At 72.5% G+C, this 11,005-nt stretch carries 10 protein-coding genes; 5 read left to right on the top strand and 5 right to left on the bottom strand.

All coding sequences use genetic code 11. From position 1 onward, the window contains the following. Positions 1-4: 4 nt before the first annotated feature. The 3 genes from ABZ478_RS02480 to leuA all read right to left on the bottom strand — a co-directional run bounded on the left by ABZ478_RS02480 (position 5) and on the right by leuA (position 3,857). A complete protein-coding gene (locus ABZ478_RS02480) occupies positions 5-1,174 on the bottom strand; it encodes a hypothetical protein (RefSeq protein ID WP_359544650.1) in 1,170 nt (389 codons plus the stop codon). Between the two features lie 81 nt (positions 1,175-1,255). Next, complete coding sequence (locus ABZ478_RS02475) at positions 1,256-1,951, bottom strand: TerB family tellurite resistance protein (protein ID WP_359544649.1); 696 nt, start codon at positions 1,949-1,951, stop codon at positions 1,256-1,258. A gap of 184 nt (positions 1,952-2,135) precedes the next feature. Beyond that, on the bottom strand, positions 2,136-3,857 hold the full coding sequence (leuA, locus tag ABZ478_RS02470; RefSeq protein WP_359544648.1) for a 2-isopropylmalate synthase: 1,722 nt from the start codon (positions 3,855-3,857) through the stop codon (positions 2,136-2,138). 352 nt (positions 3,858-4,209) lie between these two features. Between leuA and ABZ478_RS02465 the strand changes: the two genes are divergently transcribed. The 4 genes from ABZ478_RS02465 to ABZ478_RS02450 all read left to right on the top strand — a co-directional run bounded on the left by ABZ478_RS02465 (position 4,210) and on the right by ABZ478_RS02450 (position 8,198). Further along, positions 4,210-5,280 (top strand): M4 family metallopeptidase, encoded by a 1,071-nt coding sequence (locus tag ABZ478_RS02465; protein ID WP_359544646.1) that lies wholly within the window; start codon positions 4,210-4,212, stop codon positions 5,278-5,280. Positions 5,281-5,301: 21 nt separating this feature from the next. Then, entirely contained in the window at positions 5,302-5,568 is a 267-nt protein-coding gene (locus ABZ478_RS02460) for a protealysin inhibitor emfourin (protein ID WP_358927307.1), read from the top strand. A 69-nt stretch (positions 5,569-5,637) separates the two neighbouring features. Beyond that, positions 5,638-6,951 (top strand): GH1 family beta-glucosidase, encoded by a 1,314-nt coding sequence (locus tag ABZ478_RS02455; RefSeq protein ID WP_359544645.1) that lies wholly within the window; start codon positions 5,638-5,640, stop codon positions 6,949-6,951. Beyond that, complete coding sequence (locus ABZ478_RS02450; protein WP_359544644.1) at positions 6,948-8,198, top strand: MFS transporter; 1,251 nt, start codon at positions 6,948-6,950, stop codon at positions 8,196-8,198. Before ABZ478_RS02455 ends, ABZ478_RS02450 begins: the two co-directional genes overlap by 4 nt. 3 nt (positions 8,199-8,201) lie before the next feature. On the opposite strand, the gene ABZ478_RS02445 is transcribed toward ABZ478_RS02450, so the two are convergent. Beyond that, positions 8,202-9,047: an NAD(P)-dependent oxidoreductase gene (locus ABZ478_RS02445; RefSeq protein WP_359544643.1), complete on the bottom strand. Its 846-nt coding sequence runs from the start codon at positions 9,045-9,047 to the stop codon at positions 8,202-8,204. A 123-nt stretch (positions 9,048-9,170) separates the two neighbouring features. On the opposite strand from ABZ478_RS02445, the gene ABZ478_RS02440 reads away from it, so the two are divergent. Next, the gene (locus ABZ478_RS02440) at positions 9,171-10,019 is read left to right on the top strand and encodes a helix-turn-helix transcriptional regulator (protein ID WP_359544642.1); all 849 of its coding nucleotides are present in this window, start codon (positions 9,171-9,173) and stop codon (positions 10,017-10,019) included. Between the two features lie 18 nt (positions 10,020-10,037). Here the strand turns inward: ABZ478_RS02440 and era are convergent, their stop codons facing one another. Next, the gene (gene era / locus ABZ478_RS02435; RefSeq protein ID WP_359544641.1) at positions 10,038-10,991 is read right to left on the bottom strand and encodes a GTPase Era; all 954 of its coding nucleotides are present in this window, start codon (positions 10,989-10,991) and stop codon (positions 10,038-10,040) included. Between the last annotated feature and the right edge of the window lie 14 nt (positions 10,992-11,005).

Genomic DNA, 11,005 nt, shown 5'->3' with positions numbered 1-11,005 from the left:
TGGTTCAGCTCCGTCGTTCCGTGTCCTGCTCCGGTGCGCCGCTGTACCACTCCGGGAACTCCCGCAGTACGGCCTCCAGGTCGTCGCGCGCGTCGGTGCCGGCGTCCAACAGCGAGACGGCGCCCCAGAGATGACCCAGACCGTTCTCGAACAGCGCGCAGGTGCCCAGGAGTTCCAGGATCTCGATCCGCATGACCGGGGAACGCGGCACCGACGAGCAGATCTCGGGAGGAAGGCGGGTGATGACGGCGGCCCTCAGTCCCGGGTCCCGCATCACCGGTACGGCGGCCAGCGCCTCGTACAGCCTGCGCTGGTCCGCGATCGACAGACGCCGTCGCGCGCGGGCGCGGGTCACCTCGGTACGGCTCGACCGGCCGGCGTCGTCGAACCAGAGCGAGGTGGGCGACCGCGCCCCCGGCCTGCGGTGCGCGCCGGCGCGGAACTCCTGCCGCAGCGCCGCGGTCAGAGGTTCGGTGTCGGTCGCCCATCCGGGGTGGGCCCGCAGCAGATCGAGGACGGCGGCGCTGAAGGGGCCGGCGGCCCGCACGAGCCGCGCGCCGTCCGCCGGCCCGCGCAGCTCCCCGGGCTCCTCGTCGGGGCGGTTGGCGGTGGTTCCGCCCGGCCCGCAGGCGAACAGCGCCCGCTGCCCGGACACGTGCCGCAGCCGGCCCCGGGGCACCGGGTCGGGGCGCAGGGCGTAGGCCGACGCGGCGGCGTCGACGAAGGTCTGGCAGGTGTCGATCACCCAGAGCTGCCGCGGAAACCCGGGTGCCACGTCCGAGCGGAACGCGGCGAGCGCGGCCTCCAGATCCAGACTGCGCAGGTCCCCGGGAGTGGCGTCGAGGTACGGCAGGCGCCGGTGTCCGTCCATGTCGATGAGCCCGTGCCCGGACCAGGCCACGTAGAGCCAGTCCCCGGACTCTTCGGCCACCTCGCGGAACAGAACCCGGTGGACGTTCTCCCGGGTGGCCGCGCGCCAGTCGACGCCGTGGTCCGTCAGCAGGTCACTGCTGTGCGGCAGGGGCGCCGCGAGCACCGTGACCGCGTCGGGGGCGAGCCCCTGCTCCAGGAGCCAGGCGCGGTGGGCCAGGACATCGCGCACGGGGCCGTCCAGCTCCCACGCGCTTCCGGCCTCGTAGGTCTCGACCGCGACGAGTACCGCTCGGCTGCCCACCGGCTCCCCCTGACGCCACTGTGCTGAACCGGTGGCCGCGGCGGTCGGTGCGCCGGCCGGCCCCCGGCCCGGGCCTGGACTCTACGACGGCGTCCTCGCGGCCGCCAGCAGCCGGGCCACGTCGTCGGCGCAGATGGTGAGGGCGGCGCCGACGGTGGTGAGGGCGTCGCGTTCGGCGGGTGTGTAGGGGCCGTCGGCCAGGGCGATGCGGGCGGCGTCGAGGAACAGGGACTCGCGGCCGGCCGGGGCGAGGTGCGGGGCGAGCGGGTCCAGGGCCTCGTGCAGCTCTATGGCGAGGCTCGCGCCGCACGGCCCGCCGAGGACCCGGCCGGTGTCGGCGGCGAGCGCCTCGACCAGGGCGGCCAGCCGGTCCTCGGTGCACTCCTGGAAGCCGGCGGCGCGGACGGTGCCGGCGGCCGTCTCCAGGACCGTGCGGGAGGAGGTGCCGCCCGCGGCGAGGACGGCGAGGGCGACGGTGTGCACCGCGTCGCGGAGCATCGCGGAGAAGCGGCGGGTGGTGGGGTGGTCGAGGACCTCGGTGCCGTAGTGGTGGGCGCAGGCGGCGCACTCCACGACCGGCCCGGTGGCGCCGCGCGGCAGCAGGGGCACGCCGAGGAGGGTGAGGCGGCGGCGGCCGGAGAGCCGCTGGTAGTTGCGGTCGCCCCCGCAGCCCGGGCAGTAGAACTCGCCGTCCCCCACGGGCGTCCACGCGGTGCGGGTGCCCAGGATGCGCGCAGCCCTGGCGGCACGGCCGTCTCGTCCCCGTACTGGCAGCACGTCGCACCTCCGTAACCGCGCGGCAACATCGCAGCGCTTGCGTGATGTTAGCCACATCCCGGAGCCTGAGTCAGTACCCCGTACGAGACCTTTCCGTGACCTGCCCGGTGCGATGGCCGATATTCGACGGGGCCCCGGTCGCCGTGAACGGCGGCCGGGGCCCCGAAAAGCCCGGTCGGAGGGGTCAGCGGGCCGCGCGGTTCACCGCGGAGACGACGGCCTTCAGCGACGCACGCGTCGTGTTCGCGTCGATGCCGATGCCCCACAGAACCTTGCCGTCGATCGCGCACTCGATGTAGGAGGCGGCCTGCGCGGAGGCGCCCTCGCTCATCGTGTGCTCCTGGTAGTCCAGCAGGCGTACGTCGACGCCGACGGACTGCAGGGCGTCGAAGAAGGCCGAGATCGGGCCGTTGCCGGAGCCGGTCAGGACGGTGTCCTCGCCGTCGACGGTCGCCTCCACGGTCAGCGTGTCCACGCCGTCCGTGTCCGTGGTCGACTGACCGGTGCGGACCTGGATGCGGCCCCACGGGTTCTGCGGGTTGGGCAGGTACTCGTCCTGGAAGGTCGCCCAGATGTCCTTCGGCGTGATCTCGCCGCCGTCGGCGTCCGTCTTGGCCTGGATGAGCTTCGAGAACTCGATCTGCATCCGGCGCGGCAGGTCCAGCTTGTGGTCGTTCTTCAGGACGTAGGAGATGCCGCCCTTGCCGGACTGCGAGTTGACGCGGATGACGGCCTCGTAGGAGCGGCCGACGTCCTTGGGGTCGATCGGCAGGTACGGCACCGCCCACTCGATGTCGTCGACGGTGACGCCCCTGGCCTTCGCGTCGGCCTCCATGGTGTCGAAGCCCTTCTTGATGGCGTCCTGGTGGGAGCCGGAGAAGGACGTGTAGACCAGGTCGCCCACGTACGGGTGGCGCGGGTGGACCTCCATCTGGTTGCAGTACTCCCACGTACGACGGATCTCGTCGATGTCGGAGAAGTCGATCTGCGGGTCGACGCCCTGCGAGAACAGGTTCATGCCCAGGGTGACCAGGTCGACGTTGCCGGTGCGCTCGCCCTGGCCGAACAGGCAGCCCTCGACGCGGTCGGCGCCGGCCATCAGCGCCAGCTCGGCGGCGGCGACGGCGGTGCCGCGGTCGTTGTGCGGGTGGACGGACAGGCAGACGTACTCGCGCCGGGACAGGTTGCGGTGCATCCACTCGAACCGGTCGGCGTGCGTGGACGGGGTCGAGCGCTCCACCGTGGCGGGCAGGTTGAGGATGATCTCGCGGCCCGGGCCCGGCTGGTACACGTCCATCACCGCCTCGCAGACCTCCAGCGCGAAGTCCAGCTCGGTGTCGGTGAAGATCTCCGGGGAGTACTGGTAGCCGAACTCCGTCTCCGGGCCCAGCAGTTTCTCGGCGTACTCCATCACCAGGCGGGTGCCGTCGACGGCGATCTGCTTGATGTCGTCCTTGGAGCCGCGGAAGACGACCCGGCGGAACACCGGAGCGGTCGCGTTGTACAGGTGGACGGTGGCCCGCCTGGCGCCCTTCAGGGACTCCACGGTCCGCTCGATCAGGTCCTCGCGGGCCTGGGTCAGGACGGAGATCGTCACGTCCTCGGGGATCGCGCCCTCTTCCTCGATGATCGAGCGTACGAAGTCGAAGTCGGTCTGGCCGGAGGCGGGGAAGCCGACCTCGATCTCCTTGTAGCCCATCGCCACCAGCTGGTCGAACATCCGGCGCTTGCGCTCGGGCGACATCGGGTCGATCAGGGCCTGGTTGCCGTCGCGCAGATCGGTGGAGAGCCAGCGGGGGGCGACGGTGATCCGCTTCTCCGGCCAGGTGCGGTCCGGGATGCCGACCTGCTCGTAGCGGCCGTACTTGTGGATCGGCATGGAACTGGGCTGCTGGCGGTTGGCCATGATGCGTGGGCTCCTCAGAGTGTCCGGATGTCCGACTGGACGGCCGACAACGCAACGCCAGAGCTCCGCGGGGAGGGGGTCGGCCTTGTCTACAGGCCCTCGCCGCGGCAGCTAAGGAGAAGCAGCCCGAAACGCATGATGCTCCGCAGCCTAGCCGAGCCGCACCGGATGCGCGGGCCTGTCCCAGTATGCGGGACCGCCGGGACTATTCGGACATAGAGTGCGCAATCCCACCCACCGACCCTCATCTCTTACCACTCCGTGACGCTGTGCGACGTGGGATGTCCGGGTATTTCACCAATCATGGTTGCGAGTAGTGACAGTGGTGTCACGGAGTGCGATGGTGCCGGGTATGACCACCAACGGGGGCTACGAGCCCGTCTTCTGCACGATCGTCCCGCCGCACGTCCTCGACCGGCTCGCGCAGGCCGAGGACTCCGCGGTCTCCGGTCCCGCCCGCCGGTCCCTGGAGCACGACGCCTTCCAGCGCACCAAGCGCCGCCTGACCACCGTGCTCGGCGCGCCCGCAGTCGCCCCGCCCGCCGGTGCGGCCGCCGACCGGCCGCACCGCACCGTCTACGACGCCCGGCACCGGCAGGACCTGCCCGGCACCAAGGTCCGCGAGGAGGGCTCCGAGCCCGGCACGGACGCCTCGGTCAACCGCGCCTACGCGGGTCTCGGCGCCACCTTCGACCTGTACCTGAAGGCCTACGGCCGCAACTCCATCGACGGCGAGGGCCTGCCGCTGGACGCCAGCGTGCACTTCGGCACCGACTACGACAACGCCTTCTGGAACGGCGAGCAGATGGTGTTCGGGGACGGGGACAACGAGATCTTCCTGGACTTCACCATCCCGGTCGACGTCATCGGCCACGAGCTGACCCACGGCGTCACCCAGCACACCGCCAACCTCACCTACTTCGGCCAGCCCGGCGCGCTCAACGAGTCGCTGTCCGACGTCTTCGGCTCGCTGATCAAGCAGTACAGCCTCGGTCAGACCGCCGCCGAGGCCGACTGGCTGATCGGCGCGGGCCTGCTCGCCCCGGGCGTGCACGGCACCGCCCTGCGCTCGATGAAGGCACCGGGCACGGCGTACGACGACCCGAACCTCGGCAAGGACCCCCAGCCGGCGACCATGGAGCACTACGTCCGCACCGGCCGCGACAACGGCGGCGTGCACATCAACTCCGGCATCCCCAACCACGCGTTCTACCTGGTCGCCACCGCCATGGGCGGCCACTCCTGGGAGAAGGCCGGGCAGCTCTGGTACGACGTGCTGACCGGCGGCGAGCTGAAGCAGCAGGCCCTGTTCACGGACTTCGCCACGCTGACCGTCAAGGCGGCCCGCGAGCGGTACGGCTCCGGCGACGAACTCGAGGCCGTGCGGAAGGCCTGGGACCAGGTCGGGGTGCGGACGCTGTAGTTCCGTACTAGACAGACACCCATGCGTATTCAGGTACGGCGCACGGGCGGGTTCGCGGGCATCGAGCGCCGGGCCGAGGTGGACACCTCGGCCCGGCCCGACGACCGGGAGTGGCGGTCCCTCGCCGAACGGGTCCTGGCCTCCGGCAGCCCCACGCCACCGGCGGGGGTACCGGACGGCTTCGCCTACGAGATCACGGTGGACGGCCGCACGGTCTACGCGGCCGACCCCCGACTGACGGAAGAACAGAGGGAGTTGATCACAAGGGTGCTGAAGGAGGGGGCCTAGGCGGGCCGCTCGCGCCAGTTCGGGCCCGGGCGTTGACTTCCGTTACCGGCGGTACGGATGATCCGGGCCATGGCGACTGACGCAGGCAAGGCGATCCCCCGTTTCCCGGCCGGCTTCCTGTGGGGCGTGTCGACCTCGGCCCATCAGATCGAGGGGGCGGCCGAGGAACGGGAGCCGTCCGTGTGGGACGTGTTCACGGCCGGCCCGGGGCGGGTGAAGGACGGTTCGACGGCGGCGGTGGCCTGCGACCACTACCACCGCTACCGGGAGGACGTGGCGCTGCTGGCCGGCCTCGGCGTGGACGCGTACCGCTTCTCCGTGTCGTGGCCCCGGGTGAACTCGCCCGGCGGCCTCGACTTCTACGACCGGCTGGTGGACGAGCTGTTGGCGGCGGGCGTGCGGCCCGTGCCCACCCTCTTCCACTGGGACCTGCCCGCCGGGCTGGACTGGCTGGAGCGGGACACGGCCGCCCGGTTCGCCGAGTACGTGTCCCTGGTCGCCGGGCGGCTCGGCGACCGGGTCACCAAGTGGATCACGCTCAACGAGCCGGCCGAGCACACCCTGCTGGGCCACGCACTCGGCGTGCACGCCCCCGGCCGGAAGCTGCTGTTCGACGCGCTCCCCGTCGCCCACCACCAGCTCCTCGCCCACGGCCTCGCGGTGGGGGCCCTGCGCGCCGCCGGGGCGGCGGACATCGGCATCGCCAACTCCCACGGCCCGGTCCGGCCGGCCTCCGGGGACCCGGCCGACCTGGAGGCGGCGGGCTTCTACGACCTGCTGCTCAACCGGCTGTTCGCGGAGCCGGTCCTGCTGGGCGCGTATCCGGAGGGCGTCGGCGAACTGATGCCGGGGGACGTGGAGTCCGACCTGAAGGTCATCTCCGCGCCGGTCGACTGGTACGGCGTCAACTACTACGCCCCGTCCCGGGTGGGCGCCCCGCAGGGCACCGCGACCGAGTTCGGCGGTATCGGCATGCCGGCCGAACTCCCCTTCTCGCTACGGCCGATCGAGGGCCGGCCGGTGACAGACTTCGGCTGGCCGGTGGTCCCCGAGGGGCTGACGGAGCTGCTGACCGGCTTCCGCGACCGGTACGGCGACCGGCTCCCGCCGGTGGTCATCACCGAGAACGGCTGCTCCTACGAGGGCCTCGACGACCAGGACCGGATCGCCTACCTGGACGCCCACATCCGCGCCCTGCACACGGCTCTCGACGCGGGTGTCGACGTGCGCGGCTACTTCGTCTGGTCGCTGATGGACAACTTCGAGTGGGCGGAGGGATACGCCCGCCGCTTCGGCCTGGTGCACGTGGACCACGAGACGCTGAAGCGCACCCCGAAGGCCTCCTACCACTGGTTCCGGGACGTGCTGCGGGCACAGAGATGACCGCCGCCGCGTCGGCCGCCCTGGCCGAGCCCGTCGAGCCGCTCCGACCGGGCTGGACGGCGGCGCTGGCGCTGGCCAACGGGGCGATCTGGGTGGGCTGGTTCGGGCCGCTGCAGATCCTGCTGGCCTCCCAGGCGAAGGACTTCGCGCCCGGCGCCGGGATGCCGAAGGAGACGGTCCTGGCCTGGGTGACCGGCGCGGGCGCGGTCGTCTCACTGCTGGCCAACCCGCTCTTCGGCGCCCTGTCCGACCGCACCACCGCCCGCCGGGGCCGCCGTACCCCGTGGATCGTGGCCGGCGCGGCGGGCGGCGCGCTCTCCCTGCTGCTGCTCGCGGGCGCGGGCGGGGTGTGGACGATGGCACTGGGCTGGTGCCTGGCGCAGCTCACCCTGAACGCGGCGTTCGCGGCGGTGACGGCGGCCGTCCCCGACCGGGTGCCGCGCGGCCGGCGGGGCGTGGTGGGCGGCTGGCTGGGCGCGGCCCAGATCCTGGGCGTGGTCGGGGGCACGGGTCTGGCCACGGCGGCGGGCGGGACCGGGGCCGGGTACGCGGCGTGCGCGGTGTTCACGGTGGTGGGTGTGCTGCCGTACGTGCTGCGGTACGAGGATCCGCGGCTGGCCGGGGCGGACCGGCCGGTCTGGTCCTGGCGGGCCTTCCTGGCGGGTTTCTGGCTGAGCCCGCGCCGCCACCCGGACCTGGGCTGGGCCTGGCTGACCCGCTTCCTGATCAACCTCAGCAACGCGCTCGTCCTGCTGTACCTGCTGTACTACCTGCGGGACCGCCTCCATCACGGCGATCCCGACGAGGGCGTGCTGATCCTGACGGCCGTGAACGCTGCGACCCTGCTCGCCACGGTCGTCGTGGGCGGCGTGTGGTCGGACCGCACGGGGCGCCGCAAGCCGTTCGTGATCTGGTCGGGCGTGCTGATGGCGGTGGCGACGGCGGCCCTCGCCGTCTGGCAGACCTGGCCCGGCGCGATCGTCGCCGCGGCGGTCCTCGGGGTCGGCTTCGGGGTGTTCACCTCGGTCGACTTCGCGCTGATGACGGACGTCCTGCCGACGGCGCTGGACCGCGGCAAGGACCTCGGCGTGATCAACGTGGCCAACGCGCTGCCGCAGGTCGCGGCGCCCGCCCTCGCCGCGCCGATCGTGACGTACCTGGGCGGCTACCGGGTGCTGTACCTGGTGGCGGCCGTGATCGGTCTGGCGGGGGCGGTGCTGGTGAGGCGGATCAGGGGCGTGGAGTGAGGGTCACAGGGCGCCGGCGTCCCGGGCGCTCCACAGTGTCGGGAAGTAGGGGCGGTAGCCGAGCTCGCGGCGGATGCGGTCGGTGGAGACCAGCCCGTACCAGGGGTCGGGGTCGGGGCCGTCCGCGGGCGGCTCGGCGCCGAGGAGCTGATGGATCTCCAGCACCGTGACCGGGGCGTCGTCGGCGATGTTGTAGATCCGGCCGCCCGCGCCGGGGGCGTGGAGCAGGCGCGTCAGCCCCTGGGCGACGTCGGCCACGTGCACCAGATGGTGCCGTTTGGTGGCCGGCTGGCTCGCTGTCCAGCGGGTGATGCCGGGCAGGTGCGGGTCGCCCTCGCCGTAGACGAAGGCGAGCCGGCCCACCCGCACGTCCAGCCCGTCCAGCGCCAGCAGTGCGCGCTCGGCCTCCAGTTTGGACTCCGGGTAGGTCATCCACATCGGGCCGCCGGGCACCGTCGGATCGTCCTCGACGAGCGGCCGGCCGCGCCCGGTGCCGTACGACAGGATCGTGCCGGTCTGCACGAAACGCCGTACCCCGGAGGCGACCGCCGCCCGGCCGAGTTCCACCGCGGCGTCCCGGTTGACCGCCCACACCTCCTCGTCCGGCACGCCGCGGAACGAGGCGGCGACGTTGACGACGGCGTCGGCCCCGGCGAGGGCCTTGCCGAGCACGTCGGTGTCGCGGAGGTCGCCGACGACGACCTCGGCGCCGCGGTCGGCGAGGCCGGCGGCACGGGTCTCGTCGCGCACGAGCACCCGGATCCGATCGTGCGGCCCGGACTGTGCGAGCAGGCGGGGGGCGAATCCGCGTCCCACCTGTCCGGTGGCGCCGGTGATCAAGGTCAGCATGGCTGGGTTCCTCTCGTTCGGTGCTCCCAGCCTCGGCCGCGTTCGGCGGCGCCGGGAGAGACCTCCCGATCGGGGGACCGGCGGTCCCTGGATAACGCCGCCGCAGTGCCGCAGCCTTGAAGGGTGAACCGAGCCGAACTCGCCGACTTCCTGCGCCGCGGCCGGGCCCGCCTGGAACCGTCCGACGTGGGCCTCGCGGCCGGCGCCCGCCGCCGTACCCCGGGACTGCGCCGGGAGGAGGTGGCCCAGCTTGCCGGGATGTCCGTCGACTACTACACCCGGCTGGAACAGCGCCGCGGCCCCCGCCCGTCCCGCCAGATGCTGACGGCGCTGGCGCGCGCCCTGCGCCTGTCCGACGACGAGCGGGACCATCTCTTCCACCTGGTGGGCGAGGAGCCCCCGCGGCGGGGCGCGGCGTCCGCGCATGTCCGCCAGGGTCTCCTGCTGGTCCTGGACCGGCTGTACGACTCACCCGCCCAGGTGGTGACGGACTGCGGCACGGTGCTGGCGCAGAACGCCCTGGCCAAGGCGCTGGTCGGGGACGCGCTCGCCCGTCCGCCGCGCGAGCGGAACCTGACCCGGCGGTTCTTCCTGGACCCGGCGGCCCGCGGCCTCTTCCCGCCGGAGGACCGTCCGGCGCACGCCTTCGACCACGTGGCCGGCCTCCGCGCGGTGGCCGCGGCCCGCCCCGACGACCCGGAACCGGCCGCCCTGGCGGCCGAACTGCGCGCGGCCAGCGAGGAGTTCGCCCGGCTGTGGGAGGCGCACGAGGTGTCCCTGCGCCGCCCGTCCACGAAGCGCTTCGTGCACCCGGTGGTGGGCCTGCTGGAACTGGACTGCGAGGTCCTGCTGAGCCACGAGGGCCATCAGCAACTCATCATCCACACGGCCCGTCCGGGCACGGAGTCGTACGAGAGGCTGCGGCTGCTGAGGGTGGTGGGGCTGCAGGACATGGCCCCGTCGAGCCCGTGAGCCCGTCCGGGGCCGCCCTCAGAAGCCCAGGCGGCGCAGCTGCTTGGGGTCCCGCTGCCAGTCCTTCGCCACCTTGACGTGCAGGTCCAGGAAGACCGGCGTACCCAGCAGCGCCTCGATCTGCTTGCGGGACTTGATGCCGACGTCCTTCAGCCGCTTGCCCTTGGGCCCGATGATGATGCCCTTCTGGCTCGGGCGCTCGATGTAGAGGTTGGCGTGGATGTCGAGCAGCGGCCGGTCCGCCGGGCGGTCCTCGCGCGGCAGCATCTCCTCCACGACCACCGCGATGGAGTGCGGCAGCTCGTCGCGGACGCCCTCCAGGGCCGCCTCGCGGATGAGCTCCGCGATCATCACCTGCTCGGGCTCGTCCGTGAGGTCGCCCTCGGGGTAGAGGGCCGGGCCCTCGGGCATCAGCGGGATCAGCAGGTCGGCCAGCAGGTCGACCTGCTTGTTCGCGGTCGCCGACACCGGGACGATCTGCGCCCACTCGATGCCCAGCTCCTTGCCGAGCTGGTCGATCGCGATGAGCTGCTCGGCCAGGGTCTTGGAGTCGACCAGGTCGGTCTTGGTGACGATGGCGACCTTCGGGGACTTCCGGATCCCGGCCAGCTCCTTGGCGATGAAGCGGTCGCCGGGACCGATCTTCTCGTTCGCCGGCAGGCAGAAGCCGATCACGTCGACCTCGGCCCACGTCGTCCGCACGACGTCGTTGAGCCGCTCGCCGAGCAGGGTGCGCGGCTTGTGCAGCCCCGGGGTGTCCACCAGGATCAGCTGGGCGTCGGGGCGGTGCACGATGCCGCGGACCGTGTGCCGCGTGGTCTGCGGCTGGTTGGCGGTGATCGCCACCTTCTGCCCGACCAGAGCGTTCGTGAGGGTGGACTTGCCCGCGTTGGGGCGGCCCACGAAGCAGGCGAAGCCGGCGCGGTGGGCGGTCTCGCCCGACGGCTCGGATGACTGGGTACGAACGCTCATGGCGTTCATTGTCC

The sequence above is a fragment of the Streptomyces sp. NPDC005706 genome (assembly GCF_040631045.1).
Classification (GTDB): Bacteria; Actinomycetota; Actinomycetes; order Streptomycetales; family Streptomycetaceae; genus Streptomyces.
The sequence above is the reverse complement of the archived record's forward strand: the minus strand, read 5'-3'. Positions and strand labels throughout refer to the sequence as shown.

Bases quoted from the DNA above. Each gene is read 5' to 3' on its own strand.
- leuA (WP_359544648.1), bottom strand. From the start codon at position 3,857: ATGGCCAACCGCCAGCAGCCCAGTTCCATGCCGATCCACAAGTACGGC.
- ABZ478_RS02465 (WP_359544646.1), top strand. From the start codon at position 4,210: ATGACCACCAACGGGGGCTACGAGCCCGTCTTCTGCACGATCGTCCCG.
- ABZ478_RS02460 (WP_358927307.1), top strand. From the start codon at position 5,302: ATGCGTATTCAGGTACGGCGCACGGGCGGGTTCGCGGGCATCGAGCGC.
- ABZ478_RS02455 (WP_359544645.1), top strand. From the start codon at position 5,638: ATGGCGACTGACGCAGGCAAGGCGATCCCCCGTTTCCCGGCCGGCTTC.
- ABZ478_RS02450 (WP_359544644.1), top strand. From the start codon at position 6,948: ATGACCGCCGCCGCGTCGGCCGCCCTGGCCGAGCCCGTCGAGCCGCTC.
- ABZ478_RS02445 (WP_359544643.1), bottom strand. From the start codon at position 9,047: ATGCTGACCTTGATCACCGGCGCCACCGGACAGGTGGGACGCGGATTC.
- era (WP_359544641.1), bottom strand. From the start codon at position 10,991: ATGAGCGTTCGTACCCAGTCATCCGAGCCGTCGGGCGAGACCGCCCAC.